This window comes from Billgrantia kenyensis (assembly GCF_013697085.1).
Lineage (GTDB): Bacteria > Pseudomonadota > Gammaproteobacteria > Pseudomonadales > Halomonadaceae > Halomonas > Halomonas kenyensis.
Genome location: NZ_JACEFT010000001.1, coordinates 445719 through 470780, shown reverse-complemented (window position 1 = coordinate 470780; position 25062 = coordinate 445719). Strand labels below are relative to the sequence as shown.

General features: G+C 62.3%; 26 protein-coding genes and 2 tRNA genes. 15 read left to right on the top strand and 13 right to left on the bottom strand.

Translation table 11 applies throughout. From position 1 onward, the window contains the following. Genes H1D44_RS02085 through H1D44_RS02070 form a run of 4 tightly spaced genes read left to right on the top strand, consistent with a single transcriptional unit; the run spans nucleotide 1 to nucleotide 3709 of the window. The gene (locus tag H1D44_RS02085) at nucleotides 1-390 is read left to right on the top strand and encodes a response regulator (protein WP_181513178.1); all 390 of its coding nucleotides are present in this window, start codon (nucleotides 1-3) and stop codon (nucleotides 388-390) included. Continuing rightward, entirely contained in the window at nucleotides 390-1178 is a 789-nt protein-coding gene (locus H1D44_RS02080; protein WP_181513177.1) for a YaiO family outer membrane beta-barrel protein, read from the top strand. Before H1D44_RS02085 ends, H1D44_RS02080 begins: the two co-directional genes overlap by 1 nt. Then, complete coding sequence (locus H1D44_RS02075; protein WP_181513176.1) at nucleotides 1168-2298, top strand: HEAT repeat domain-containing protein; 1131 nt, start codon at nucleotides 1168-1170, stop codon at nucleotides 2296-2298. Before H1D44_RS02080 ends, H1D44_RS02075 begins: the two co-directional genes overlap by 11 nt. A gap of 10 nt (nucleotides 2299-2308) precedes the next feature. Next, a complete protein-coding gene (locus tag H1D44_RS02070; protein ID WP_181513175.1) occupies nucleotides 2309-3709 on the top strand; it encodes a glycosyltransferase family 2 protein in 1401 nt (466 codons plus the stop codon). Nucleotides 3710-3731: 22 nt separating this feature from the next. Here H1D44_RS02070 and H1D44_RS02065 read toward each other — a convergent pair whose 3' ends face one another. Then, nucleotides 3732-4655, bottom strand: coding sequence for a YihY/virulence factor BrkB family protein (locus tag H1D44_RS02065; protein ID WP_181513174.1), 924 nt, complete (start codon nucleotides 4653-4655; stop codon nucleotides 3732-3734). Between the two features lie 332 nt (nucleotides 4656-4987). Between H1D44_RS02065 and H1D44_RS02060 the strand changes: the two genes are divergently transcribed. The 4 genes from H1D44_RS02060 (at nucleotide 4988) to dcd (ending at nucleotide 8487) form a co-directional block, all read left to right on the top strand. After that, on the top strand, nucleotides 4988-5587 hold the full coding sequence (locus tag H1D44_RS02060; RefSeq protein ID WP_181513173.1) for a hypothetical protein: 600 nt from the start codon (nucleotides 4988-4990) through the stop codon (nucleotides 5585-5587). 150 nt (nucleotides 5588-5737) lie between these two features. Continuing rightward, nucleotides 5738-6853 (top strand): coiled-coil domain-containing protein, encoded by a 1116-nt coding sequence (locus H1D44_RS02055; protein WP_181513172.1) that lies wholly within the window; start codon nucleotides 5738-5740, stop codon nucleotides 6851-6853. Nucleotides 6854-6958: 105 nt separating this feature from the next. Next, nucleotides 6959-7813, top strand: coding sequence for an iron-sulfur cluster carrier protein ApbC (apbC, locus tag H1D44_RS02050; protein ID WP_181513171.1), 855 nt, complete (start codon nucleotides 6959-6961; stop codon nucleotides 7811-7813). A 107-nt stretch (nucleotides 7814-7920) separates the two neighbouring features. Next, a complete protein-coding gene (dcd, locus tag H1D44_RS02045) occupies nucleotides 7921-8487 on the top strand; it encodes a dCTP deaminase (RefSeq protein ID WP_181513170.1) in 567 nt (188 codons plus the stop codon). Between the two features lie 169 nt (nucleotides 8488-8656). On the opposite strand, the gene purN is transcribed toward dcd, so the two are convergent. After that, nucleotides 8657-9397, bottom strand: coding sequence for a phosphoribosylglycinamide formyltransferase (purN, locus tag H1D44_RS02040; protein WP_181513169.1), 741 nt, complete (start codon nucleotides 9395-9397; stop codon nucleotides 8657-8659). Then, nucleotides 9394-10470 (bottom strand): phosphoribosylformylglycinamidine cyclo-ligase, encoded by a 1077-nt coding sequence (purM, locus tag H1D44_RS02035; protein WP_181513168.1) that lies wholly within the window; start codon nucleotides 10468-10470, stop codon nucleotides 9394-9396. The genes purN and purM overlap by 4 nt, the downstream gene beginning before the upstream one ends. Nucleotides 10471-10626: 156 nt before the next feature. On the opposite strand from purM, the gene H1D44_RS02030 reads away from it, so the two are divergent. Then, nucleotides 10627-11703, top strand: coding sequence for an AI-2E family transporter (locus H1D44_RS02030; protein ID WP_181513167.1), 1077 nt, complete (start codon nucleotides 10627-10629; stop codon nucleotides 11701-11703). After that, nucleotides 11700-12404, top strand: coding sequence for a DnaA regulatory inactivator Hda (hda, locus tag H1D44_RS02025; protein WP_181513166.1), 705 nt, complete (start codon nucleotides 11700-11702; stop codon nucleotides 12402-12404). The genes H1D44_RS02030 and hda overlap by 4 nt, the downstream gene beginning before the upstream one ends. 10 nt (nucleotides 12405-12414) lie before the next feature. Here hda and H1D44_RS02020 read toward each other — a convergent pair whose 3' ends face one another. The 3 genes from H1D44_RS02020 to H1D44_RS02010 form a co-directional block, all read right to left on the bottom strand. After that, complete coding sequence (locus H1D44_RS02020; protein ID WP_181513165.1) at nucleotides 12415-12963, bottom strand: carboxypeptidase-like regulatory domain-containing protein; 549 nt, start codon at nucleotides 12961-12963, stop codon at nucleotides 12415-12417. A 148-nt stretch (nucleotides 12964-13111) separates the two neighbouring features. Next, a complete protein-coding gene (locus H1D44_RS02015) occupies nucleotides 13112-13480 on the bottom strand; it encodes a phasin family protein (RefSeq protein ID WP_338073452.1) in 369 nt (122 codons plus the stop codon). Between the two features lie 99 nt (nucleotides 13481-13579). Next, nucleotides 13580-14581: a sensor domain-containing diguanylate cyclase gene (locus H1D44_RS02010; RefSeq protein WP_181513164.1), complete on the bottom strand. Its 1002-nt coding sequence runs from the start codon at nucleotides 14579-14581 to the stop codon at nucleotides 13580-13582. Between the two features lie 235 nt (nucleotides 14582-14816). Between H1D44_RS02010 and H1D44_RS02005 the strand changes: the two genes are divergently transcribed. Then, nucleotides 14817-15572 carry a helix-turn-helix domain-containing protein gene (locus tag H1D44_RS02005; RefSeq protein WP_181513163.1) on the top strand — a complete coding sequence of 252 codons (756 nt, stop codon included), beginning with the start codon at nucleotides 14817-14819 and terminating at the stop codon, nucleotides 15570-15572. Nucleotides 15573-15582: 10 nt separating this feature from the next. Here H1D44_RS02005 and H1D44_RS02000 read toward each other — a convergent pair whose 3' ends face one another. Continuing rightward, nucleotides 15583-16077, bottom strand: coding sequence for a hypothetical protein (locus H1D44_RS02000; protein WP_181513162.1), 495 nt, complete (start codon nucleotides 16075-16077; stop codon nucleotides 15583-15585). 290 nt (nucleotides 16078-16367) lie between these two features. Here H1D44_RS02000 and H1D44_RS01995 point away from each other — a divergent pair, with 290 nt between their 5' ends. After that, on the top strand, nucleotides 16368-17750 hold the full coding sequence (locus tag H1D44_RS01995; protein ID WP_181513161.1) for a class II fumarate hydratase: 1383 nt from the start codon (nucleotides 16368-16370) through the stop codon (nucleotides 17748-17750). A gap of 10 nt (nucleotides 17751-17760) precedes the next feature. On the opposite strand, the gene glpD is transcribed toward H1D44_RS01995, so the two are convergent. Both glpD and H1D44_RS01985 read right to left on the bottom strand, forming a co-directional pair. Continuing rightward, entirely contained in the window at nucleotides 17761-19263 is a 1503-nt protein-coding gene (gene glpD, locus H1D44_RS01990) for a glycerol-3-phosphate dehydrogenase (protein ID WP_181513160.1), read from the bottom strand. 169 nt (nucleotides 19264-19432) lie between these two features. Then, a complete protein-coding gene (locus tag H1D44_RS01985; RefSeq protein WP_181513159.1) occupies nucleotides 19433-20191 on the bottom strand; it encodes a DeoR/GlpR family transcriptional regulator in 759 nt (252 codons plus the stop codon). Nucleotides 20192-20530: 339 nt separating this feature from the next. On the opposite strand from H1D44_RS01985, the gene H1D44_RS01980 reads away from it, so the two are divergent. Next, nucleotides 20531-20607, top strand: a tRNA-Val gene (locus H1D44_RS01980). A gap of 19 nt (nucleotides 20608-20626) precedes the next feature. After that, nucleotides 20627-20703 (top strand) — tRNA-Val (locus H1D44_RS01975). A gap of 50 nt (nucleotides 20704-20753) precedes the next feature. On the opposite strand, the gene H1D44_RS01970 is transcribed toward H1D44_RS01975, so the two are convergent. From H1D44_RS01970 to H1D44_RS01955, 4 genes are all read right to left on the bottom strand, one after another. Continuing rightward, a complete protein-coding gene (locus tag H1D44_RS01970) occupies nucleotides 20754-21236 on the bottom strand; it encodes a GAF domain-containing protein (protein WP_181513158.1) in 483 nt (160 codons plus the stop codon). A gap of 89 nt (nucleotides 21237-21325) precedes the next feature. Beyond that, on the bottom strand, nucleotides 21326-22153 hold the full coding sequence (locus H1D44_RS01965; protein WP_181513157.1) for a MetQ/NlpA family ABC transporter substrate-binding protein: 828 nt from the start codon (nucleotides 22151-22153) through the stop codon (nucleotides 21326-21328). Between the two features lie 25 nt (nucleotides 22154-22178). Next, on the bottom strand, nucleotides 22179-22832 hold the full coding sequence (locus tag H1D44_RS01960) for a methionine ABC transporter permease (RefSeq protein ID WP_181513156.1): 654 nt from the start codon (nucleotides 22830-22832) through the stop codon (nucleotides 22179-22181). Continuing rightward, entirely contained in the window at nucleotides 22813-23901 is a 1089-nt protein-coding gene (locus tag H1D44_RS01955) for a methionine ABC transporter ATP-binding protein (RefSeq protein WP_181513155.1), read from the bottom strand. The genes H1D44_RS01960 and H1D44_RS01955 overlap by 20 nt, the downstream gene beginning before the upstream one ends. Before the next feature lie 430 nt (nucleotides 23902-24331). On the opposite strand from H1D44_RS01955, the gene H1D44_RS01950 reads away from it, so the two are divergent. Further along, nucleotides 24332-24961, top strand: a complete 630-nt coding sequence (locus tag H1D44_RS01950) for a riboflavin synthase subunit alpha (RefSeq protein ID WP_181513154.1) — start codon at nucleotides 24332-24334, stop codon at nucleotides 24959-24961. The last annotated feature ends 101 nt before the right edge of the window (nucleotides 24962-25062 follow it).

The window sequence follows — 25062 nt, the reverse complement described above, 5'->3', positions numbered from 1 at the left end:
ATGACGTCGAGCGAAACCAAACCACGCATTCTGATGGTAGAGGATGAGGAGGACATCGCTTTTCTGATTCGCTTTCTACTCGAGCGCCAAGGGTTCGAGGTCGAGCATGCACCGGACGGACGGCGGGCGCTGGAGTTGCTCTCCGAAACTTCCCCGGTGAACCTGGCTCTACTCGACATCATGCTTCCCTATCACGATGGCCTGGAGGTGCTGGAGCGGCTGCGTAGCCTTCCGGCATGGCAGGACGTGCCCGTGATCATGCTCACAGCCAAGGCTCGAGAGGCCGATGTCGTGCGTGCGCTCGAACTGGGGGCCGACGATTACGTGACCAAGCCGTTTCAGCCGGAGGAGTTGCTCGCCCGGCTGAGGCGTTTCATGAGGAGGCGTTGATGCAATGGATGGTTGATGCCCGACCTGCTGCGATGGCTGCCATTGTCGGTGCCTTGGTACTCGTGCCGGCGCCGTTCGCCGATGCGCAGGATGAGGAGCGGCGTACCGAGATGGAGGCGTCGCTGCGATACGATGCACTGGACAGCGGCTTCGACGACTGGCTCACCCAGCGTCTCGACGTGCAGTCGAGGCTTCGAGGTGCGCCAACCTGGTATGGCGCCCTGCACCGCGAGCGCCGTTATGGCACATGGGATGAAGCGTTACTGGCAGGGGCGGCAGTGCCCTTGGGCGAGACCTGGGTGGTGCAGCCGGAAGTCGGACGTACCTTTTCTGCTGATTTTCTTGCCAAGTGGCACGCCGATCTGGGTGTACAGCGTGTGCTGGGCGGCGGCTACGTGGGCAGCGTCAGCCTGCGGCGAACTCGCTATGAGGGTTCCCAGGTCGATAGGTTGGCCCTGGGTATGGAGCGCTACTGGGGCAACTGGCGTGGCGCCTATACCCTCAATGTCAGCGACGTGGATGTGGCAGGCACGCCGGTCGGGCATGCCGTGGCGCTGGACTACTACTACGGCGAGCGCAGCTTGGTGGGTGTGCGCGGTGCGCTCGGTCGTGAGGAGGAGGGGTTGCCTGGAGGTGAGGTGGTGACGACGGATGTGGCCAGCGTGTCGGTGCATGGAAGGCACTGGTTTCATGACGACTGGGCGTTGAGCTGGGAGCTGGGCGCGCTGAGCCAGGGTGATCTGTACGATCGATACGGTATCCAACTGGGCTTGAGACATGCCTTCTGAGCTAGTGGGACTGCAGCGATTGCTGTATCAGGCGCTGCAGGTGTTGACCACACCGCCTGAGGACCCGGTGCTGCGCTTTGCCGTATACAGCGCCATTGTGCTGGCTGGGCTGACTCTGTTGATCCTGATTCAGGTGCTGGTTCTGACCGAGCTGGCCAGTCGCCGTGAGCGACGCCGTTTGGCTTTCACCGGTCACTGGCGGCCGCAACTAGCGGCATGGAGCGTGGAGCATGGCGATGCACTGCCTTGGCCACCGCGCGGCAGACAGGAAGAGATCTGGTTTATGCTGCTGTGGTTGCGTTTGCGGCGCCAGGTTCGGGGGCAGTCACAGCAACGACTCAATGCGCTGTTCGAAGGCATCGGCATGAGCGGTCGTGTGGTACGACTGCTGCGTGGGCGGGGCGTGCACCGCCGCCTGCTGTCGCTGAGTTGCCTGCAATACCTGGCCAATGATCGCTACTGGGCCGATGTGTTGCCGTTGGTGAATGATGCCAACCCGGTGGTGGCGTTGACGGCCGCACAAACGTTGGTGGCCATGAACCCGGAGCGGGCCATGCAGCGCCTGATACCGCTGGTGGAGCTGCGCCGCGACTGGGCCACACCACGCCTGGAGGCATTGTGCCGGCAGGCCGGCCCGACGGCAGTGAGCGGACCTCTGTTGTCGCGTCTGGGCGAAGGAGAAGAACCCCCAGCGCGCCTGGTCGCGCTGCTTGCCTGGGCCGAGCCGAATCGTGTGGCACCCTGGGCCAGGCGGTTCCTGGCTGGATCAGTCGAAGAGCAAGAGGGCGCCGACGTCTCGCTGTGTGCCGCATTGAGCTGTCTCGGACAGCAACGCGACCCACGTGACAGGCCGCTGCTGTTGAGCTGGCTCATAGCCGACTCACCACAGGTTCGCCTGGTGGCAGTTCAGGCGCTGCGTCGTCAGGCGGTGCTCGAAGATGCACCCTTCCTGCTCGAGCGGCTGACCGACAGCAGTTGGTGGGTTCGTCAGGCCGCAGCGGATGCGCTGGTCGAGCTTCCCGGCATCGGCGACGCCGACATCACGACTTGGCAGCACGAGCTGAAGGATCGGTACGGACGTGATGCCCTGACTCGAGCCATTGCGGAGCGACGCCGCTGAGGAGGCAACCATGGGCATCGACTGGGTGTGGTGGGTGCAGGTCGGCTTCATCGGCTATTTCGTGCTGCTCAACGGCGGCTATCTGGCCCTTAACGTACTGTCCATGGTGAGCTTGCGGCGTTATATGCGTCAGCGCGCCGAACTGGGGGAGCAAGCGCCCTATCTGGGCATCGAGCCCGCCGTATCGATATTGGTGCCGGCCTACAACGAGGCAGCCACCATACGCACCTCGCTGCTGTCGTTGCTCCAGCTGCAATACCCCGAATTCGAACTGGTGGTGGTCAATGACGGCTCCAAGGACGAAACCCTGGACGTGCTGGTCGAGGCCTTCGAGCTCGAGCTGCATCCGGAGCCGCTACGCCGTAACGTGCCGCATCAGGAGGTGAGGGGGATCTACCGCTCTCGTCGTTACGCCAACTTGAAAGTGATCGACAAGGCCAATGGCGGCAAGGCAGATGCACTGAATGCCGGCATCAATGCCGCCCGCCACGGGCTGTTCTGCGCCGTGGATGCCGATTCCATCCTGCAGCGGGACAGTCTGCTGCGTGTGGTGCAGCCGTTCCTCGAGGATGAGCGAACCGTGGCCGCAGGGGGGACGGTGCGTATCGCCAACGGTTCGACCGTGCGCGGCGGCTTTCTGCTCGAGGCGGGGATTCCAGGCAGCCTGCTGGCGCGTTTTCAGATCGTCGAGTACCTGCGTGCCTTCCTGTTCGGCCGCTTGGGCTGGTCTCCGCTCAACGCAGTGCTGATCATTTCAGGGGCCTTCGGGCTGTTCGACCGTGAGCGTGTTGCCGAGATCGGGGGCTACAGCATCTCCACGGTAGGCGAAGACATGGAGCTGGTGGTGCGACTTCACCGCTACCATCGTGAGCAACAGATTCCCTACCGTATTCATTACCTGCCCGACCCGATCTGCTGGACCGAAGCTCCCGAGGACCTGGGCACGCTGGGGCGTCAACGCAGCCGATGGCAGCGCGGGCTGGCGGAAAGCCTGAGTCGCCATGCGTGGCTGGCATTCGGGCGGCGAGGCGGGGCACCCGGGCGTCTGGCCTGGCCTTTCATGACCATCTTCGAGTGGCTGGGTCCGCTGGTGGAGCTGGCGGGCTACGCCTTCATGCTCGGCGGATTCACCATGGGCCTCATCTCGCCGGTGGCTCTCATCGTGTTCCTGCTGGTGGCCATCGGCATGGGTATCCTGCTGTCGGTAAACGGCCTGCTGCTGGAAACGCTGTCGTTTCGTGTCTATCAGCGCCGCCGCGACATGCTGAGGCTGTTCCTCGTCGCGGTGCTGGAGAATTTCGGCTATCGGCAGCTCAACACGCTGTGGCGCTGTCGCGGGTTGTGGCAGTGGTTTGCCCGGCGCAAGCACCAGTGGGGCGTAATGAAGCGCAGCGGGCAGTGGGGGCAATGAGGCGGGCTAGTAACATCCGCTCCTAGTCGACATGCGTAATGGGCTCCCGGCGTGGGTCGACGTACCAGGGCAGGCCCCGGCGAGCGTTATGCTCAAGATCAGCGATGACCTGTGCCCCTAGCAACAGAATGATTGCGCCGACCTCAAGGGTCAGCAGTACCACGATGATCGTGGCAATCGAGCCGTAGACCACATTGACCAGCGAGATAGTGTCGAAGTAGAACATCAGCAGAAAGCGCACGCCTTCCCACAGCAGTGCCGCAACCAATCCGCCCACCACCGCACGCCTCAGTTGGACCTTGACCACCGGAAGCACCTTGTAGATGGCGCTGAACAGCAGGAAGACGCCGATGAAGCTGAACAGATTGAGCAGGGGATCGGAAAGGCCGGCGAGGGGCATATCACGTCCCAGCACTGCTCGCCAGAGCGTACCGATCGCCTCGGCCAGGGTTGCCATCAGGGTCAGGGCTGCCAATCCCGCGCCCAGCACCAGCATGAACAGGTAGGGCAGCAGCACCGAGACCCAAACGCTGCGCTTCTGGTGCGCCTCGGGGGCATGGAAGATGATCGCCAGCGCATCCTCGAGCATGCGGAAGGCGAAGGAGCTGAACACCAGCAGCACCAGGATGCCGAACAGGCCGATCACGTCTCGCGAGGCCAGCAGGGTACTCACCGCCTCCATCAGCCCCTCGGCATGAGCCGGCGCCAGGTGGTCGACCTGCACGCGCAGCACCTCTAGCAGCACCGCCTCGTCGACTATCTGAGTCAACAGGACCGCCAGGAGGGCGAACAGCGGTACGATCGATAGCAGGATATTGTAGCCCACCCCACCCGCCAGCAGGATGCCGCGATTGCGCATGAAATTGGCCAGCACGCGCCAGAGGAAGGCTCCCGTGCGGGGTAACAGCACGAACATGACACGCTGCGACTTGCGTACCTGTAACATGGCGAGCGTGGCTCCTTGTGCCGACTGGGACGATCCTGCTTTGTAAGCTATTCGCCCCGGCTGGCCTCCGCAAGCATGCCGCTTCGCTGGCCGTATGCCGCATGTTCGCTACACTGGAGCTGGAGGAGGCCTTTTGGTCGCCCTCTTCATTCCCTGACCACAGCAAGGAGAGCTGTATGCACAATATCATTTATATCGTTGGCCTGGTCGTAGTGGTGCTCTTCATCCTGTCCATGCTGGGGTTGCGTTGACCGTAACTCGCACACCAGGGTGAACTGCCGGCAATCCGCATGGGACTTTCCCAGCAGCGATGGCTAAGGAGCAAGTGGGGAATGACTCTACATCGTGACCTGTCACGCGGCCTTGGCATCGCGGTATTCGCCCTGCTGTTGACAGGCTGTGTCGGCCGAGTGGCAGCGCCGGAACCTGCCGCGCTGGCACAGCCTGTCGAGGTCTTTCTGCTCGACCATGGACGACACGCCAGCTTGGTATTGCCGGGAGAGTCATCGGGTGTCGTGAGATACAGCTATGGCGAGTGGCGCTGGTACGTTGAGGGCGAGCGTCACTTCCTCGCCGGAGTCTCTGCCATGCTCTGGCCTACCGAGGCGGGCCTGGGCCGGGGGGTGCACCCCGAGATCGACCATCCCCGGGAGTTTTCCCGGCTTGCTCCGGAGGGGCTTGTTGCGGTGTATCCCCTGCATGCCGAGGCGGCGAGGGTTGGTGCATTGCGCAGCCGGCTCGACGCTCACTTCGAGGATTCACGAGGCGAGCCGGTGGCAAGCGATGAATTCGGACTCGAGTTCGTACCCTACCCGCGGCGCTATTCGGCGCTCCACCAATCCAACCTGATCGTGGCGCATTGGCTGCGTGATCTGGACGTTGAGATCAGCGGCTCCCCATGGCTGTCGAACTGGCGCATCGATGCGCCCTGATCGAGTAGTTGCGCTTGGCGAGTCCTGCGAGCGGACATTTTGACGATTCCTTTCACCGCTCGGTATCGCTATGTATGCTGAGACAGGAACCTTAATCGGCCTTCGCTCGAGAGTGGAGGCCTACCATGGACCATCAGGAGGGTCATGCTCATGCCGGAGACACCCGAGAAGCCCGATACACCTCTGTTCAAGGATAGACGCGTCATGGCCTTGGTGGCCGTGGCGGTCCTGGCGATCATCTGGGCCATTTTTGCGCATAACAATGCCGGGGATCACCGCGAACGCAGCGCTGCCCTGGAGTCGCAGCTGGCGTCGCTGCAAGCCGATTACGAGGGGCTGAGGCAGGAACTGGACGAACGGGACCAGGCCGGAGAAGACATGGAGTCTCTCCAGGCTCAGCTGGCCACGCTCGAGGAAGAGCGGCAGTCAACGGAAGCGGCCCAGGCCGAGGAACAGCAAGCCGCTCGCGATGAGGTTGAGCGCCTGGAGGCCGAAGCCGATGCTGCATCCGATCGCATCGAGCAGCTCCAGGAGCGGCAGGCTGAGCTGGAAAGCGACATCGAGGCTCGCCGCAGCGAACAGGCCGAGATGGAGGAGAGCATGACAGCTCTTCGCGAAGAGTATGAGGCTGTGGAAGAAGCCCGCGGCGATGCCGATGCGGCCCGTCAGGACGCGGAGAGAGCGCGTCAGGAAGCCGAGGAGGCTCGCCAGGCTGCTGAAGACGAGCGCCAGCAGGCGGACGAAGCGCGCCAGCAGGCCGAAGCCGAGCTCGAGCAGTTAGCCGATGAGCTGGGCCAGAAGCGTGAAGAGGCCGAGGGTGCGCAAGAGCAGCTCGATACTCTGAGTGAAGCCATCGAGGAGCGTCAACAGACTCTGGAAGCCCTGGAGAACGATATCGAGGCTCTCGAGGCCTGGCGTGGCGAGGTCGAGCGCGAAGTCGGCGAAATTCGTGACGAACGTGATGCCGCCATGTCCGATATCGAGGCACTGCAGGAGGAGCACGCGGACCTGGCCCAGCAGATCGAGGCGGGGCGCAATGAGCTCCAGCAGGTCGAAGCACAGGTCGACCGCCGGCAGCAGCAACTGCAGCAGCTCGAGGAGCAATTGGCGCAGTGGCGTGATGCGCTGACTGACCTCGAGTTGCGCGGTGCGCCGGCCCAGCAACAGCAGCAAGAACAGGAGGAGGATCAGCAGCAGGAAGAGGCCGAGGATGAAGAGGCCGAGGACGAAGAGGCCGAGGACGAAGAGGCCGTCGAGCGCGGCTGATTATCTGCTTGGCTGGCATTGCGGCGGGCCTCGGCTCGCCGCAATGCCGTTCAAGGACCGTACAATGGTGTCTGCTGCGATGCCGATGGAGCGTTATACTCCTGTTTGGCAAGCCAAGGCGGCGTAACAGCCCAGCAATACGAGGAGTCAGTCGTGATCGAGGGGGTCAAGCATATCGTGGCCGTGGCATCCGGCAAGGGTGGGGTGGGCAAATCCACCGTCACCGTCAACCTGGCGCTGGCCATGGCGGCCGAGGGGTACCGGGTTGGTATTCTGGATGCCGACATCCACGGCCCCAGCCAGGCCCAGATGCTGGGTGTGCCGGAGGGCGTGCGGCCACAGCAGGCCGGGGAAAACAAGTTCAAGCCACTCGAGTCGCACGGGGTACAGGCCATGTCGATGGCCTTCATGGTCGATACTCGCGAGCCCATGGTCTGGCGCGGCCCGATGGTAGCGGGGGCCTTTCAGCAGCTATTGACGCAGACGGCGTGGCAGGATGTCGACGTGCTGTTCATTGACATGCCTCCGGGCACCGGCGACATCCAGCTGACGCTGGCGCAGAAGGTTCCGGTGGATGGGGCGGTCATCGTGACCACGCCTCAGGACATCGCCCTGCTCGATGCGCGCAAGGGTATCGAGATGTTCCGCAAGGTCAACGTGCCGGTGCTGGGCGTCGTCGAGAACATGAGCCTGCATGTGTGCTCCCAGTGCGGTCACGCCGAACCGATCTTCGGCGAAGGCGGCGGCGAGCGGATCGCCGCTGAATATGACGCTCGTGTGCTGGGCAGGCTGCCGCTGACCCTGTCGATCCGCGAACAGGCGGACAGCGGACGGCCGACCGTCATTGCCGAGCCAGAAGGCGAGGTGACGGGCACCTTCCGTGACATGGCTCGCCAGATCGCCGAACAGCTCGGTGAGCAGCCAGAGGGTGGCGGGCCGAGTATCTCCTTCAGCGACTGAGTCAGCCGAGGGTTCGGCCCGTTGGTTGCGGGTCGTGACGAGTGCATCTAGGGCCGCTATGATAGCGGCCCTACTTCATTCTTCGGCATAACCTCTCAGGACGTCCCATGAGCATCAAGCCCGATAGTTGGATCCGCCGCATGGCCGAGCGGGAAGGCATGATCGAACCCTTCGAAGCCGACCAGGTGCGTTACGTGAACGATCAACGGGTGATCTCCTACGGCACGTCCAGCTACGGCTACGACGTACGCTGTGCCGACGAGTTCAAGGTGTTCACCAACATTCACTCCGCGGTGGTCGATCCCAAGGCCTTCGACGAAAAGAGCTTCGTCGATATCAAGGGCGATGTCTGCGTGATCCCGCCCAACTCCTTTGCCTTGGCGCGCACCGTGGAGTATTTCCGTATCCCGCGCAGCGTACTGACCATCTGCCTGGGCAAGTCGACCTACGCTCGCTGCGGCATCATCGTCAACGTGACGCCGCTGGAGCCGGAGTGGGAAGGGCACGTGACCCTGGAGTTCTCCAATACCACCAACCTGCCGGCCAAGATCTACGCCAACGAGGGCGTGGCGCAGATGCTGTTCCTGGAGTCGGACGAGGTGTGCGAGACCTCCTACAAGGATCGTGGTGGCAAGTATATGGGGCAGAGGGGAGTGACTTTGCCCCGCACCTGAGAAAGCGCCGATTTATTGCTGCGCTCGACCTTCTGACCGCCGGCGGTGCTCAAAATCCTCATGTAGCAGGCTACACTCCGGTTTTTGCGCTCCGGCGGCGATCAGCATGTCATCGCTCGCGACATAAATCGCCGGCTTTCTGTACAGGTTCCTTATTCAGTTTCACCTATCATACGTCGCCGAGGTCTTCGTCCAGCTCTTCGGCGGCGTCGGCGTGGGAGAGGCGTAGGCCCTGGGGCGGCAGCGGGGTGCCGTCGAGCACTGCGGCGTCGCCGTCCAGGCGCAGGCGCCCCTCAAGGAACCACTTCACCGCGATGGGATAGATCAGGTGCTCGCGGGCGTGCACCTTCTCCTTCAGGCTGGCTTCGCTCTCACCCTCGTTAATCGCTACCACGGCCTGGATCGCAACCGGACCGCCGTCGAGCTCCTCGGTGACGAAATGCACGCTGCAGCCATGCTCGGCCACGCCGTCGGCTAGCGCCTTGGCATGGGTATTCAGTCCGCGGTAGGCGGGCAGCAGGGAGGGGTGAATGTTGAGCATTCGGCCGTGGAAACGCTGCACGAAGCGAGAGCTCAAGATGCGCATGAAACCGGCCAGCACCACGAGGTCCGGCTCATGGCGCTCGATCACCTTGATCAGGGCACCGTCGTAGGCCTCGCGGCTGTCGTACTCGCCGTGCGGCAGTACCACAGCGTCGATTCCCGCGTCACGGGCGCGCTGAAGACCGTAGGCATCCGCCACGTTGGAGATCACGGCGACGATCTCGCCTCCCAGCCGGTCGTGGGTCTGCTCGTCGATCAGCGCCTGCAGGTTGCTCCCGTTGCCCGAGATGAGTACCACGACCCGGCGTACATCGGCTGGTTCCGGCGTCAGTTCGTTGAGGGTGTCGCTGGCGTAGGTGTCGCTCATGCCTCGAGGTTCTCCAGGCGGACCGCTTCGTCGCCTTCGTTGCGAGCAACGATCTCGCCGATGCGATAGACCGTCTCGCCTTGGGCCTGCAAGTGGGCGCGTGCCTGGTCAGCCTGCGCCGCGGGTACCACCACGACCATACCGATGCCGCAGTTGAGTACTCGGTACATCTCCTGTTCTGCCACGTTGCCCTGCTTCTGGAGCCAATCGAACAGGGCGGGGCGCGTCCAGCTCTTCACGTCGATGCGTGCGCCAAGTGAATCAGGCAGCACCCGGGGAACATTCTCCAGCAACCCACCGCCGGTGATATGGGATAGTGCATGGACGTCGATGCCACTCTCCTTGATCAGCGACAGCAGCGGCTTGACATAGATGCGAGTGGGGGCAAGCAGGGCGTCGCCGAGGGCCTGGCCGTCAATGGCAGTGTCAATCGACGCGCCGCTTACCTCGAGGATCTTGCGGATCAACGAATAGCCATTGGAGTGGGCGCCGCTGGAAGCGATGCCCAGCAGAACGTCGCCTTGAGCCACCTTGCTGCCATCTAGGATGTCCGATTTCTCCACCACGCCGACACAGAAGCCGGCCAGATCGTAGTCGCTGCCCTCATACATGCCGGGCATCTCGGCGGTTTCGCCACCCACCAGGGCGCAGCCGGACCGCTCGCAGCCCTCGCCGATGCCGGTAACTACATCGGTGGCGATGTCCACATCCAGCTTGCCCGTGGCATAGTAGTCGAGGAAGAACAACGGCTCGGCGCCGGCTACGACCAGATCGTTGACGCACATCGCGACCAGGTCGATACCAATGGTGTCATGACGGCCCAGGTCCATGGCCAGGCGCAGCTTGGTGCCGACACCGTCGGTACCTGAGACGAGCACAGGCTCGCGGTAGCCGGAAGGAAGTTGGCATAGGGCACCGAATCCGCCCAGCCCGCCCATCACCTCAGGGCGCATGGTGCGCTTGGCAACGCCCTTGATACGGTCGACCAAGGCATTGCCTGCATCGATGTCGACACCGGCATCCTTGTAGCTCAGCGATCCCTTGGCGTTATCGGGAGAGGTGGATTCGGTCATGGCCTGTCCTGTACGTAGAAGAAGCGGTCATTGGTGCGTTGGCTGACACGAGACGGCAGGGCGCCTGGCCCGCGACAGTGGGCAAGATAAGGCCGGAATTGTAGCATCACGGCGCACGGCTCGCATCGCCGTGAACGTCAGACGCAGGGAGGTGTGATGCGTAGAGAGTGGTGGATACTCATTGGAGCGGTGGCCTTGATTTGGCTGCTGTTCCAATTGGAAACGATGCTGATGCCGTTCATCGCCGGCATGATACTGGCCTATCTGAGTGATCCCCTGGCCAACCGGCTGCAGCGCATGGGGCTGTCCCGCACGCTGGCGGTGTGTGGTGTCTTCCTTATCCTGACCCTGGTCCTGGGGGTGGCTCTGCTGGTGCTCATCCCGTTGGCAGCGCAGCAGGTACGCCAGTTCGGGATGATGGTTCCTGGCATCTTCGCCTGGGTGGAGACCGTGCTCGCCCCGCAGATTCGCGGCTGGACCGGCCTCGACGTGGCCGCCGATCTCGATGACCTGCAGCAGACCCTGGCCGAGCACTGGCAGGATGCCGGTGGCTACCTGGCCCAGTTCCTGGGGCAAGTGGGACGTTCCGGCGCCGCTTTCCTGGCCTGGGTGACCTACTTTGCCCTGATCCCGGTGGTGACCTTCTATCTGCTGCTCGACTGGGACCGCCTGCTGGTCAACCTGCGCAACATGTTACCGCGTCGCTGGGAGCCCGATGCTGTACGGCTGACCAAGCGCTGCGATGAGGTGTTGTCAGCCTTCCTGCGGGGGCAGCTGCTGGTCATGCTTACCCTCGGGGCCATCTATGCAATCGGCCTGACCTTGATGGGCGTTCGCTTCGGCCTGTTGATCGGCATGGTAGCCGGACTGGCCAGCATCGTGCCGTTTCTTGGCTTCATCGTCGGCATCAGCGTGGCGCTGATCGTGGCTTTCTTCCAGTTCGGCACCCTGCTGGCACTGCTTGGTGTGGTCATCGTCTTCACGGTGGGACAGATCATCGAAAGTGTCTTGCTGCAGCCCAAGCTGCTGGGCGATCGCATCGGACTGCATCCGGTAGCGGTGATTTTCTCCGTGCTGGCGGGGGGGAACCTGTTCGGCTTTACCGGGGTCCTGCTGGCGCTGCCGGCGGCTGCCGTGATCATGGTACTCTTGCGGGAGCTCAACGAGCGTTACAAGCGAAGCACCCTGTACGACGACGAGAAGAGCGGTCGTAGCGACGAGGAATCACCATGAGCCGAGCACCAGCGCAGCTGCCATTGGGGGTGGGGCTGCGTGACGATGCCACCTTCGATAGCTTCCTGCCGGCAGCCAATGCTGCCGGCCTGGTGGAGAGCCTTTCCCGGCAGTTGGGTGATGATGGTGAGCCCTTCATCTACCTGTGGGGAGCCTCTGGCAGCGGCCGTAGCCACCTGCTGCAGGCGGCTTGCCACGCCGCCTCGGATAGTGACTTGCGTGCACTTTACCTACCTCTGCGGGAGCTGGGGCACTTCCCGCCGCTGATGCTGGAGGATGCCGAGCGGCTGGACTTGGTCGCCATCGATGACATCGACAGCGTGATCGGGAGGCGGCGTTGGGAGGAGGGGCTTTTTCATACCTTCAACCGCCTGCGAGATGCCGGCAAGCGATTGGTAGTGTCGGCGTCCATGGCGCCTCGCCAGTTGCCGGTCGAGCTCCCCGACCTGGCATCACGACTGACCTGGGGCGTCACTTTTCACTTGCAGCGACTGGACGATGGCGAGCGGCTGCAGGCGCTGCAGCTTCGCGCTCGGATTCGCGGCATGCAGCTTCCGGATGAGGTGGCGCGCTACATCCTCCATCGTGGCCCGCGGCGCCTCGACGAGCTTTTCGATGAACTTGCCATACTCGATCGTGCGTCGCTGTCTGCCCAGCGCAAGCTGACGATTCCCTTCGTCAAGCAGGCGCTGGGATGGTAGTGACCCAGGTTCAGCGGCTCAGGTTCACCTCGAGGCGCTGGCCGTTGCGCAGGGATACCTGGCGCAGGATGACCTGACGCTGGCCACTCGAGTTGACCATGCTCCCCGAGACATAGAACTCCCCGGCAGGAAGCCCATTGATGGTGAAATTGCCATTGCCATCGGTGCGCGCGGTGTGGGTGAATTCGCGGGCACGGGGATCGGCAGGCTCGACGGCACGCCCGGCGAGAGCATGTTCGGCGGCTTCGGCCGAGTAGGTGGTGACCGGCGCCACCGATACCGTTTCCCCAGCGCCCGGGCTGCCGTTCAGGCTGAGCCGACCGGAAATCGCCGCATTTCCCGTTCGCTCCAGCTGAGCGTACTCCTCGGCAGGAAAGGCGACCTGTCGTGCGATACGGCCTGGTGGCGGCGCCGTGGGCTCGGCGTCGGGGCGAATCTCTTCGGTGCGCTGCGGATCGCTGACATCGATCACTTCGATGCGCTCGGGAGGCGGGCCGGGCTGCATCTGGCAGCCGGCAAGCGTCAGGCCCAGCAGGGCCAGGGGAATCCAGGCTTTCATTCGGTTGCATCCTCAATGCTCATGCCCGTGCGTTAGGAGCATAAATGATGAAGTCGGGCAGGCGACAGGGGAAATGCACGGATAATGAGAAAGGCCCCATCGAAGCAAGTTCGATGGGGCCTCGTGGAAAGCAGCCCTGGACGTGGCGTTACGCCTTGGCAGCCTGGCTGGTTGCCTGCTGAGCCTGCTTCAGGTTGCTCTCGGCCAGCTTCTGGCTCTGCTGGAAGAAGTCCTGGTTCAGGCTGACGACCTTCTCGGCATCGTTCTTGAGACGCTCGGAAATATTCGTGGCGAATTGCTGTTGCTTCTCCACGTAAGTGCGCAGGCTGTCGGCGTCACGCACGTCGAGCAGGCTGCGAGCCTGGGCCAGGCTGGTGTCGGTGTAGCTCTTGGCAGCGTCGAGCTGGGCGGCCACGAGCTTCTCGGTGTACTCGAGGCTCAGGGTGGCATAGGCGCGAGCTGGGCCAAGCAACATGGCTTCGAAGGGCTTGGTGTCGAAACGGTAGTTCTGCATCATTTCAGGATTTCTCCGGCTATGAGGTGTAGGGTAACCATGAGGTAAAAGACAAGGTTTATTGCGACGCAGCATAGCAGAGCTGATGCTGCGTCGCAATAATCACGCCGCACACTCGACGCGGTTTCGACCGTTGCGTTTGGCCTGGAGCAGGAGCTTGTCGGCGCGGTGAATCAGGTCGACGACGAAGCGGTCTTCAGGTAGGAGGCCGGCGATGCCGATACTGATCGTCAGGTGGTTTGTCTGGGCGAGAGTTCGGCGCAGACGATCGGCGATCTCCCACGCGGCCTCGGCGGTGGTTTCGGGCATCAGGATAAGAAACTCATCGCCACCGTAGCGTCCAACCAGATCGCACTCGCGGACCGAGGCCAGCAGCGTCCGTGCCACGATTCGCAAGGCTTCGTCCCCTGCCAGGTGACCCTCGGTGTCGTTGATCGTCTTGAAGTGGTCAACGTCGAGCATCATCAGGCACAGGGGCTGCTCATAGCGAACGGCGCGGCGCAGTTCCAGCTCTGCCAGTTCCATGAGATAGCGCCGGTTATAGGTATCCGTCAGGTGGTCATGGGTCGCCAGATGAGCCAGCTTCTCGTTGGTCGCCATCAGTTCGGCGGTGCGCTCATTCACTCGACGTTCCAGCTCCCGGGTCTCCGGCAGCCCGACCGTCGAGGAAATCGGCAGGGCCGCGAGGTCGCGAGAAACGCCGAACAGGTGGGTGATCCTCCCATTCTGATGGGTGATCGGTACCAACAGGGTCTGCCACCTGCCCTGCTGATAGATCCCCTCGTGGATGAAAGCCGCGCCGCTCTCCTCGTAGTGGATGGGCATGCCGGATTCCACGCAGCGAATGAAATTGGCCACCAGGGCGTGGCACATGGGTGCCGGCAGCACCTCCTCGATACGCTTGCCTATAAACGCTGCCTGCTCACCGAGCATGGCCTGCCGGGTGGGGTTGATCGCTTCGATCACGAAGTCGGTCGGCCCTTCGACACGCACGATGAACATATGCTCGGGGCAGTACTCCCAGAGAGTACGCACCAGCAGTATGCCAGCGTTGGCGCTCAGTCTATTGAGAAGATCGGAGGTCAACCTGGTCGATTCATGCATGATCCTGTCCCTTCAGTTGCGCCCCTCTTTGTCCCAGAGGTAGTGCGTTACATGCCGCTCTGCAGCATGAATTGACGTTAGGTCCAGTCACCTCTCCCTGCAGCATGAATTTCATCATGACGAAGACGGACCCTGGTTCAATTCGCTCGGTAAAGGGCATGAGGCAAGTCAGCCTGCATCCAATCGGTATCGCCTTATACTGTTTTTCATGGAGTGCGGATTGGAGAGCCGAGCCATGCCAGGCCAGAACACGAAACGGCATGCTGGCGTACCCCGAGATAGCGGATGTCTCTCGTGCTACCTCAAGGCGCTGTGCATACCAGCGAACCTGTCGTCCTGCGAGAAGCAGCTCTTCAGTCAGGTCGTGACCACCTGCGTCGGGTTGGACAAACGGGCGGTACTCGTCTCTCAGGGAGCGCGTTTTGATAGCCTCTATGCTGTCAGGACCGGGTTTCTGAAGCAGGAAACGGCGCTTGATGGGGCCGAGCAGCTGTTGACCGCCTTGTGGTTCCCAGGCGATATCATCGGCAGCGATGCAATAGGGCTCGGTCGGTATCCCGGAACGGTGAGTGCGCTCGAATCGTCCACACTGTGCAAGCTCCCATTCGATAGCTTTCTAGCGCTGGCGCATGAACTGCCCCAGCTATACCAGTACCTTCACTACAACCTCAGCCTTGCCATGCATGAGGAGCGGATGAGTCTGCACCAATTGCTCTGCCGCACCGCCGAGGCTCGCCTGGCCTGCTTTCTGCTCTCCATTTCGGACTGCTTCCGCCGTCGCGGTTACTCGTCGAGGCACTTTCGCCTGCCATTGTCACGACAAGATATTGGCAACTATCTGGGCCTGACCCAGGAAACCGTCGGAAGGACATTGGCGGCTTATCAGGCACAGCGTTTACTGCGGATAGAGGGGCGTGAGTACCAGCTCCTCGACTTGTCCCGCCTCGAGCAGATGGCCTCTTCCACCGGCAGGCGGCAGAAGAGGAGGTGAGGCGAGCGCGTCAGGCGTGACGCAAGATGCCGCGAGGGTGGTATTGCTCACGGAATTCAAGCAGTACACGACACTCGTTTTCCTTCTCGCTGACAAAATCGACGAAGGGTTGGTGCAGCTCCGGTGTCGCATTGGTATTCAGCAGCCAGTCAAAGAAGTGCTTGGACTCCACGACGGCCCGGATCGCCTGGTCCAGTAACTGGGTTGCCATGTTGTCGTCTACGACAAAGAAGTGGCGATGCGTCATCTCGTAGCTGGGCGTATCCATGGGCGGGACGCTGACACAGGCTTCGAGATCCAGGCTCCTGGCAGCCCGGCGCAGGGTGTCGAGCCTGCGCTCGCTCTGGAGGGCAAGGCTCGCCATCAGGCGACTGGCCTGGGGCGCCTTGGGCAGGAAGCTGAGGGTCAGGCGGCGGTAGCGTTTGAGCTCGGTGGTTTCGTGTGCGTTGGCGAGCGTCAGTTGCTCCTGAGGCAGGAGCAGCAAGGAAGCATGCATGTCCATCATGTCGATATTTATCCGCTGTACATTGGCTGTTGAAGAGTCTTTTTTGTAGTGCCTTCCGGTGGGCTGGCGAAGTCATCTTAGGGAGGCGGGTTGTCCGGAACAATGACAGTTGTCATAAAGTTCAAGCGACTATGATCGGTGCGTCATGAATCTTGATAACTGTCAACTTTGGGCAAATCTATGGGTGAAGAGGGAGGGTGGGCGTTTGTGCCTGCCTGCCATCGATGCTCTTGCATGCGGTCTTTCCTGGCCTCATGGTGAGACAAGGACGCGATCAAGGAGGAAGTGGCATGAGCGAGCAATATCGCATCGAGCGCGACAGCATGGGCGAGTTGCGGGTGCCGAGCACGGCACTGTACGGCGCCCAGACCCAGCGTGCGGTCGAGAACTTCCCTGTTTCGGGACAGCCGATGCCGGCGGCCTTCATCCATGCGATCGCGCGGATCAAGCTGGCTGCAGCCAAGGTCAATCAAGAGCTTGGTCTGCTGGATGACAAGCGGAGCGAAGCCATCATGGCGGCGGCCCGCGAGATCGTCGATGGCAAGCATGACGAGCAGTTTCCAGTGGATGTCTTCCAGACCGGCTCGGGCACCTCGAGCAACATGAACGTCAATGAGGTGGTTGCCCATCTGGCCAGCCGCGAGGGGCTCAGTATCGGGCCCAACGATCACGTCAACATGGGCCAATCGAGCAACGACGTCATCCCTACCGCCATTCATCTGTCGGCGGCACTCGAAGTCACGGCAAACCTGCGTCCGGCACTGGTGCGGCTGCGGGAGATCATCGATGAGCGCGCCGTCGAGCTGGACAGGGTAGTCAAGACCGGGCGAACCCACCTGATGGATGCCATGCCTCTGCGCATGGGGCAGGAGCTTGCCGGCTGGTCGAGCCAGGTTGGTCAGGCCATCGAGCGAATCGACGGTGCCATGGCCAGGCTGTCCCGATTGGCGCAAGGGGGGACGGCGGTAGGGACTGGCATCAATGCCCATCCAGAGTTCGCCGCGCGCATGGCTCGTGAACTCAGCGAGCAGACCGGTCTTGCCCTGGTGCCCAACGACAGCTTCTTCGCCAGTCTCGGCTCCCAGGACGCTGCCGTGGAGCTGTCGGGCCAGCTCAAGGGGCTGGCCTGCGTCATCATGAAGATCGCCAACGATCTGCGCTGGATGAATTCAGGCCCCCTGGCAGGCCTTGGCGAGATCGAACTCGAAGCGTTGCAGCCGGGAAGCTCGATCATGCCGGGCAAGGTCAACCCGGTGATCCCCGAGTCGGCGGCGCAAGCCGCTGCTCAGGTGATCGGCCTGGATACGGCGATCACCGTGGCAGGGCAGAGCGGCAACTTCCAGCTCAATGTCATGCTGCCGTTGATCGCCAACAATCTGCTGACCTCGATTACGCTGATGGCCAACACGGCATGCCTGCTTGGCGAGCGAGCCATCGCCACGTTCCAGGTTCGCGAAGATCAGGTTGCCGAGCCATTGGCCCGCAACCCCATTCTGGTGACGGCGTTGAATGGAGTGATTGGCTATGACGCCGCGGCAGCGATTGCCAAGCAGGCCTATCAGGCCGGGAGGCCGATCATCGATGTCGCCGTGGAGCAGACCGATCTGGGCCGGGAGGAGCTCGAGCGTCTGCTTGATCCCGCCAGGCTGACCCGGGGCGGCATCCCGGAGTAGCGTGCCAGCGTCAGGCGGCCATCGCCTGGCGGTGGGCTTCGATGTGCTGGGTGAGACGCTCGACCTGCCGCGGCGTCAGGCGCAGGCCGAGCTTGGTGCGTCGCCAGAGGATGTCCTCGCTGCTGTGGGCCCACTCATGGTCTATCAGATAGTCGGTTTCGGCTGCGGTGAGACCTGCGCCGAACTCCTCGCCGAGGTCGTCCGCGCTCCCGGCGCCCTCCAGGAAGCGCAGGCATAGCGTGCCATAGCTGCGCGCATAGCGCCGAGCTCGCTGCTCCTCCAGCCAGGGGTAGTCTTGCATCAGTTGGGCGAGGAAGTCTGCTTGGCTGCCGATATCGCCCCCCGGCAGGGCAGTCTTGGCGGTCCAGCTCGCTCCCATGACGGGGAAGGCATAGGCCAGCTGGCGCAACGCTGCCTCCGCCAGTTTGCGATAGGTGGTGATCTTCCCGCCGTAAACGGAAAGCAGCGGTACGCCGGAGGTGTCGAGGGCCAGGGTATAGTCGCGGGTCATGGCCGAAGGGTCGGCCGATTCATCGTCGCACAGAGGGCGAACGCCGGAAAAGCTGGCGATGACATCGCTTCGATCGAGCTGGCGGCGGAAATGTTCGTTGGCCACACCCAGCAGATAGTCGACTTCCTCATCGCTGATACCGACCTTGGCGGGGTCGCCCTGATAGCGTCTATCGGTCGTGCCGACCAGGCTGAAGTCGTCCTCGTAGGGCAGTACGAAGACGATACGTCGATCTCCATTCTGCAGGATGTAGGCACGTTCGTCGGTGTTCAGGCGAGGTACGACCAGATGGCTGCCCTGAATCATGCGGATACTGTAGCGTGAAGGGCGAGCCGCCTGCTCGCGGACCACCTGTTCAACCCAGGGGCCGGCGGCGTTGACCAGGGCGCGCGCACGGCGCTCGAAGCGTTCGCCGCTGCGAACGTCTTCCAGCTCGATTCGCCATATCCCGTTATCCTCTCTGGCGTGCGTGCAGCGGGTACGTACCAGGATCTCTGCGCCGGCTTCGTGTGCCTGCAGGGCGTTGAGCACCACCAGGCGCGCATCATCCACCCAGCAGTCGGAATATTCGAAACCGCGCATCATCTCTGGTTTCAAGGGTGAGTCGGAGCCGAAACGAACGCCGCGCGAGCCTGGAAGCGTCTTGCGTTTGCCCAGGTGGTCATAGAGGAACAGGCCAGCGCGAATCATCCATGCGGGACGCAGGTGGGAGCGGTGGGGCAGGATGAAACGCAGAGGCCAGATGATGTGGGGAGCCTTGCGAAGCAGGATCTCACGCTCCTTGAGAGCTTCGCCGACCAGCCGAAACTCGCGATGCTCCAGGTAGCGCAGCCCGCCATGTATCAATTTGCTGCTCGCAGAGGAAGTGGCCCCTGCCAGGTCGCCTTGTTCGCAGAGGCCGACGGAGAGTCCGCGTCCGGCCGCATCGTTAGCAATGCCGGTGCCATTGATGCCGCCGCCGATGATGAAGATGTCGAGTAACTTGCCGGAGGTCTGCACCATGGGGGAAGGGCTCCGATCTTGCAGCCAGGCCAGCGGAGACGCTGACGATTCGTTTGTGTTTGAAAACGAACATAGGACAATCGAAAGCGAACATCAAGTGTCAATGGCGAAGCCGGGTGGCGAACCCGTGGCTTGTACTCGCGGTTGTCAGGTTTCCGCGGTGGGCGGCTCAGGCGAGATGCAAGGCAACCTCGTTCACCTGCAACAGGTGGACGATGCGCTCGGGGGGCTGGCGGTCCGTGAACAGGGCGTCCAACTGAGCGATGTTGCCCTGGCGTACGACGGGATTGCGATGGAATTTCGAGTGGTCCGCGATCAGATAGACCTGGCGGGAGTTGTGAATGATCGCTTGGGCGACACGTGCTTCCTGATAGTCGAACTCGAGCAATGAGCCATCTTCATCGATACCGCTGATGCCGATGATGCCGAAGTCCACCTTGAACTGGTTGATGAAGTCGATGGTAGCTTCGCCGATGATGCCGCCGTCCCGGGAGCGGACCTGCCCGCCCGCGATGATGACGTTGAAGTCCTCCTTGTGCTGAAGGATGGCCGCGACGTTGAGGTTGTTGGTGATCACCTCGAGGCCCTGATGATCCAGCAGCGCTTCGGCCACCACTTCATTGCTGGTGCCGATATTGATGAACAGCGAAGCGTGATCGGGAATGTGTCTGGCAACCATGGCGGCGATACGCCGCTTGGCCTCGAGGTTCAGGTTCTTGCGTGTGCTGTAGGAGGTGTTTACCGTGCTGGACTCCAGTCCGGCGCCACCGTGCACCCGTCGGAGCAAGCCCTCTTCCGCCAGGGCATTGAGGTCGCGGCGTATGGTCTGCGGCGTCACCGAGAAATGCTCGGTCAATTGCTCGATGCTGGCGTAACCCTGGCGGCGTACCAGATCAACGATGGCCTCTTGGCGGAGTTGCTGGTTCATGACGGCTCCCTTCAGATTTCGCGAGTGTAAGCGATTCGTCATGTTAGCGGCAGATGATCGTTTGCAGTCTATACGAAAGTTCTAAAGATTTACGAACATGCTGGCGTGCGGCAGGTGGTCAGAAGCGAACATCCGATCGAAGGGGCCTGTAACGTCGGCCAGGTTCTTGCCTTGGGGCGATGAGCGGGAGGCGTCGAGGCCGAAAAAGCCACTTGTGAAGCTTGCAAAAACCAGCGATATCGGTAAGATATGCATCCGTTGCCACAGCGTAATTTGGCTTGGGCGGCATGGCGGTGTCGAACGGCTGCAAGGCCAGTGACAGTGCCGGAAAAGGGATGAAGGACCATAGCTCAGTTGGTTAGAGCGCCACGTTGACATCGTGGAGGTCGGCGGTTCAAATCCGCCTGGTCCTACCAAACTTCCCGCTTATCTTTCAGGACCATAGCTCAGTTGGTTAGAGCGCCACGTTGACATCGTGGAGGTCAGCGGTTCAAATCCGCTTGGTCCTACCAGACATGCGAAACGCCCCGTGGGTCAGCCCCACGGGGCGTTTCTGTTTTTCTTATCGATCCTGATTCAGGAAGTCGGGTAATTCGCTTGCCGCTGTGAATACGCTGACCAGCCCCTCGATGCCCGCCTGGTCCTGCGTAGTGAAGCGTTCTCGTTGCGGGCTGTCCAGGTCGAGGACGCCCCACAGCGATTCGCCCCGCATGACGGGTACCACCAGCTCGGCGTTCGATTCGGCATCGCAGGCAATATGTTCGGCGATGGCGTGCACGTCGCCGATTCGCTGGGTCTGCCGGCTTCGTGCGGCGGCGCCGCACACCCCCTTGTGGAAGGGGATGGGGTTGCACGCGGGCTTGCCCTGAAAGGGGCCGAGCGTAAGCAGCTCCGGCTGCCGCTGCAGATAGAAACCCACCCAGTTGAGTTGCGGAATCTGCTGCATGATGAAGGCGCAGGTCTGGGCGGCATTCACCAGCCAGTCGCGTTGGTCGAGCAGGGCTTCGAGCTGCCTGCTGAGTCGCTCGTAATCGGGTTGCGTCATCCTGTCTTCTCCTTGAGCGGTGGAACTCGCAAATGGAAACGGGCCGGCGCACTGCGTCGGCCCGTCAGGGTCAGGTCACCGCTGGTATTTTACTGCCAGCCGGGGACTGCACCGCCGTCGAACAGTTCGAGCGCCTTGGCCGCGACCTCGTCGCTTTGGTAGGCCGAAACCAGTTGCTGAATCTCCTCGCGCTCCTCGTCGCCGCTTCGCACGGCGATCAGGTTGACGTAGGGTGACTCGGTGCCTTCCTTGATCAGTGCGTCCTCCAGCCTCAGGCCGGCCGGTTGGGCGAAGGTATTGTTGATGAAGGCCAGGTCGACGTCCTGGAGCACGCGCGGAAGTTGGGCCGCTTCGATCTCGCGGAAGCGAAAGCCGTGCGGGTTATCGATGACATTGACCGGCGTTGCTTCGAGATTTTCCGGATCATCCAGCTCGATCAGGCCGGCATTGTGCATCAGGATCATCGCTCGGCCGCCGTTGGTGGGGTCGTTGGGCAGGGCAATGATGGCGCGTTCGGGCAGCGCTTCGATGCTGTCGTGGCGCTCGGAGTAGGCACCAATCGGATAGACGAAGGTGTAGCCTGCTACGGTCAGGTCATAGCCGCGATCGTCGATCATGCTCTGCAGGTAGGGCTCGTGCTGGAAGGCGTTGGCGTCGAGGCTGCCGTCGGCCAGTGCCGCATTGGGTGAGACATAGTCGGTGAACTCGATGATCTGGACCTCGAGGTCGTACCGCTCGCGGGCGATTCCCACCGCCACTTCCATCACCTCCGACTCGGGACCGGACATGGTGCCCACCTTGATCGAACGGGTCTCGGTGGCGTCATCGTCGTTGCCGCAGCCGGCAATCAGGCTGGTAGTGGCGAGTGTGCCCGCCAGGGCGGCGGCGCCAAGCAGGCGGGGCAGGGTGGTTTGCATTGCGTGTTTCTCCTTGAAGGTAGCGTTACTTGCGATCCGACTTGCGTACCAGATAATCCCCCAGGCTCTGGAAGCCCTGAACCATGATCACCAGGATAGCCACGGTAATCAGCATGACGGTGGGGTTGAAGCGGTTGTAGCCATAGCGGATGCCAAGGTCGCCCAGGCCGCCTCCGCCCACGGCGCCAGCCATGGCCGAGTAGCTCACCAGTGTCACGACGGTAATCGTCAGGCCGGTAATGATTCCCCCGCGGGCCTCGGGCAGCAGCACTTTTGTAATGATCTGGTGCGGTGTGGCGCCCATCGACTGGGCGGCTTCGACCAGGCCGGGTGGAATCTCGTTCAGCGCTCCCTCTACCAGGCGGGCAACGAAGGGGATGGCGGCGATGGTCAGCGGCACGATGGCTGCGTTGGTGCCGATGGAGGTGCCCACGACCAGGCGAGTGAATGGGATGATCGCCACCATCAGGATGATGAACGGGATCGAGCGGCCGATGTTGGTCACCATTCCCAGCACCTGGTTGAGCAGGGGGTGGGTCAGGATCTGGCGTGGCCGGGTGACATAGAGCAGTACCCCCAGGGGCACACCAAGCAGTGCCGAGATCACGCCCGATACTGCCACCATGTAGAGAGTGTCCAGGGTCGCCTGGACAATCAGGTCAATCATCGCGCTGGACATGGCCGAGTACCTCCACGTGAAGGTCATGGGTTTCGAGATAGTCGATGGCGCGGCGGGTCTGCTCGGGTGAGCCGAGCAGCTCTGCGATCATCAGCCCCAGCGTGCGCTCCTGGATCGACTCCACCTTGGCCTGGAGGATGCTGACGTCTACTTCGCATTCGCGCGCCAGGCGCGAGATCAGCGGCGTGGAAACCGCATCGCCGGAGAACGCCAGGCGCACCACTGGGTGGGTGTGTTCCCCTGGCGCTTCCTCGAGTCGCTCGACCAGGGCCTTGGGCGGCTCCAGCTGCAGGAAATCGTTGAGGAACTCGCGGCCGAGCCGGGTACTTGGTGTGGTAAAGAAGTCGCCAACCTCAGCTTCCTCGACGAGTTCGCCGTCGGAGATCAGGCTGACTCGATGGCAGATCGACTTCACCACTTCCATCTCGTGGGTGATCAGCAGGATGGTCAGGCCGAGTTTGTGGTTGATCTCGCGCAGCAGGGCAAGGATCGAGCCGGTGGTCTGCGGGTCTAGAGCCGAGGTCGCCTCGTCGCACAGCAGCACGCGGGGCTCGCTGGCCAGCGCCCTGGCGATGGCCACACGCTGCTTCTGGCCGCCGGAGAGCTGAGCCGGATACTGGCGTGCCTTGTCGGCCAGGCCAGTGAGCTCGAGCAACGGTAGTACCCGCTCGCGAATCGTGGATCGCTTCATCCCCATCAGCTCCAGCGGCAGCGCCACGTTGTCGTAGACGTTGCGCGTGGTTAGCAGGTTGAAGTGCTGGAAGATCATGCCGATCCTGTGGCGCGCCTGGTTGAGCTCGGCGGCCGTCAGCTGCGTCAGTTCCTGCCCATCGACCTCGACGCTGCCGCTGGTGGGGCGCTCGAGCAGGTTGACGCAGCGGATCAGGGTGGACTTGCCGGCACCGGACAGGCCGATAACCCCGTGAATCTCGCCGCCTGGCACATGCAGGTCAACGTTCTTGAGGGCCTCGATGGTTCTGGCAGGCGTGCTGCTGCGCGAAACAAACGGCAGCCGGCTTCGGGAGCTGGCGAGATGGTAGGTTTTCGAGACGTTGCGTAGCGTGATCATCTGGCTTCCTGAGGGACCGTCCCGGTGGTGCGGGCGCAGCGGAACCAGAGCGGATGGCCGAACGAAAAAAAGGCCACCCTGACGGGTGGCCATCAACGCTGGACACACCCTTTTAGCTGCACTTCACCTCGCTGCCAGCGAGATACGGGATCTCGACTGGCAGCGAAGTGGGCGCCCGCAATCCGGGTACAAATCGGCGCCTGAAATGTGAGCCGGCATGATACGACCAAAGACGTAGCCTGTCAATTTCTGTGGAATATATCCCGTCAGGCTTTGCTTCGTCCTGGGTTATCTTGCTGCACATTGCATTCTGCTCATCAAATTATGCGGCGACAGCCAGGCCTGAGCGGCGGCAGTCGATGGACGCTGCGCCGTGGGTTTCTTTACACTGCGAGCCCGTCCTTCCCTCTAAGCCTACCCAGGAGTCGCCATGTTCACTGGCATTGTTCAAGGAACGGCCGAGATCGTCGCCATCGAGGAGGCGGAGGCCTTCCGCACCCATGTCGTGTGTCTGCCGGCGCCTCTGCACGAGGGCCTCGAGCTGGGGGCCTCGGTGGCCCACAACGGCGTATGCCTGACCGTGACTGCAATTGAAGGGGAGCGAGTCAGCTTCGATTTGATGCGTGAGACGCTGCGCGTGACCAACCTTGGTGCACTGGGCGTGGGTGACCGTGTCAATATCGAGCGTGCGGCACGCTTCGGTGACGAGATCGGCGGACACGCCATGTCCGGCCACGTGATGGCCATGGCGGAGCTGGTGGAGCTGGATCAGGCGCCCAACAATCGCCGGCTGTGGTTCGAGGTACCCCATGCGCTGGCGCGCTTCCTGTTCGACAAGGGCTATGTCGGCGTCGATGGCATCAGCCTCACGATAGGTGAAACGAGGCGTGCCACAGCGGTGCACGGTCCGCGTTTCTGCGTCGACCTGATTCCCGAGACGTTGCAGCGGACCACTCTGGTTGACCGTGCGCCGGGTGATTGGGTCAATATCGAGATCGACCCCCAGACCCAGGCCATTGTCGAAACCGTCGAGCGCGTTCTGGCAGCACGAGGCGCCTGAGACGAGTTCAAATGACCGTTTCGTCAAGATTCCGTTGGTAGGTCGGCTGGCGCATGGCGCAGAGTTTGCTTATACAGGGCGAACCGTGCCGTCAAAGTGCC

Excerpts from the sequence above, each read along its gene's own strand:
- H1D44_RS02010 (WP_181513164.1), bottom strand. The coding sequence starts at position 14,581 with ATGCATGAATCGACCAGGTTGACCTCCGATCTTCTCAATAGACTGAGC.
- H1D44_RS01960 (WP_181513156.1), bottom strand. The coding sequence starts at position 22,832 with ATGTCCAGCGCGATGATTGACCTGATTGTCCAGGCGACCCTGGACACT.
- H1D44_RS02005 (WP_181513163.1), top strand. The coding sequence starts at position 14,817 with ATGCCAGGCCAGAACACGAAACGGCATGCTGGCGTACCCCGAGATAGC.
- H1D44_RS02000 (WP_181513162.1), bottom strand. The coding sequence starts at position 16,077 with ATGATGGACATGCATGCTTCCTTGCTGCTCCTGCCTCAGGAGCAACTG.
- purM (WP_181513168.1), bottom strand. The coding sequence starts at position 10,470 with ATGACCGAATCCACCTCTCCCGATAACGCCAAGGGATCGCTGAGCTAC.
- H1D44_RS01995 (WP_181513161.1), top strand. The coding sequence starts at position 16,368 with ATGAGCGAGCAATATCGCATCGAGCGCGACAGCATGGGCGAGTTGCGG.
- H1D44_RS02075 (WP_181513176.1), top strand. The coding sequence starts at position 1,168 with ATGCCTTCTGAGCTAGTGGGACTGCAGCGATTGCTGTATCAGGCGCTG.
- H1D44_RS01985 (WP_181513159.1), bottom strand. The coding sequence starts at position 20,191 with ATGAACCAGCAACTCCGCCAAGAGGCCATCGTTGATCTGGTACGCCGC.
- hda (WP_181513166.1), top strand. The coding sequence starts at position 11,700 with ATGAGCCGAGCACCAGCGCAGCTGCCATTGGGGGTGGGGCTGCGTGAC.
- H1D44_RS01955 (WP_181513155.1), bottom strand. The coding sequence starts at position 23,901 with ATGATCACGCTACGCAACGTCTCGAAAACCTACCATCTCGCCAGCTCC.
- H1D44_RS01970 (WP_181513158.1), bottom strand. The coding sequence starts at position 21,236 with ATGACGCAACCCGATTACGAGCGACTCAGCAGGCAGCTCGAAGCCCTG.
- H1D44_RS01950 (WP_181513154.1), top strand. The coding sequence starts at position 24,332 with ATGTTCACTGGCATTGTTCAAGGAACGGCCGAGATCGTCGCCATCGAG.
- H1D44_RS02015 (WP_338073452.1), bottom strand. The coding sequence starts at position 13,480 with ATGATGCAGAACTACCGTTTCGACACCAAGCCCTTCGAAGCCATGTTG.
- H1D44_RS02055 (WP_181513172.1), top strand. The coding sequence starts at position 5,738 with ATGCCGGAGACACCCGAGAAGCCCGATACACCTCTGTTCAAGGATAGA.
- H1D44_RS02030 (WP_181513167.1), top strand. The coding sequence starts at position 10,627 with ATGCGTAGAGAGTGGTGGATACTCATTGGAGCGGTGGCCTTGATTTGG.
- H1D44_RS02020 (WP_181513165.1), bottom strand. The coding sequence starts at position 12,963 with ATGAAAGCCTGGATTCCCCTGGCCCTGCTGGGCCTGACGCTTGCCGGC.
- H1D44_RS02070 (WP_181513175.1), top strand. The coding sequence starts at position 2,309 with ATGGGCATCGACTGGGTGTGGTGGGTGCAGGTCGGCTTCATCGGCTAT.
- H1D44_RS02085 (WP_181513178.1), top strand. The coding sequence starts at position 1 with ATGACGTCGAGCGAAACCAAACCACGCATTCTGATGGTAGAGGATGAG.
- H1D44_RS02065 (WP_181513174.1), bottom strand. The coding sequence starts at position 4,655 with ATGTTACAGGTACGCAAGTCGCAGCGTGTCATGTTCGTGCTGTTACCC.
- dcd (WP_181513170.1), top strand. The coding sequence starts at position 7,921 with ATGAGCATCAAGCCCGATAGTTGGATCCGCCGCATGGCCGAGCGGGAA.
- glpD (WP_181513160.1), bottom strand. The coding sequence starts at position 19,263 with ATGGTGCAGACCTCCGGCAAGTTACTCGACATCTTCATCATCGGCGGC.
- H1D44_RS01965 (WP_181513157.1), bottom strand. The coding sequence starts at position 22,153 with ATGCAAACCACCCTGCCCCGCCTGCTTGGCGCCGCCGCCCTGGCGGGC.
- H1D44_RS02060 (WP_181513173.1), top strand. The coding sequence starts at position 4,988 with ATGACTCTACATCGTGACCTGTCACGCGGCCTTGGCATCGCGGTATTC.
- purN (WP_181513169.1), bottom strand. The coding sequence starts at position 9,397 with ATGAGCGACACCTACGCCAGCGACACCCTCAACGAACTGACGCCGGAA.
- H1D44_RS02080 (WP_181513177.1), top strand. The coding sequence starts at position 390 with ATGCAATGGATGGTTGATGCCCGACCTGCTGCGATGGCTGCCATTGTC.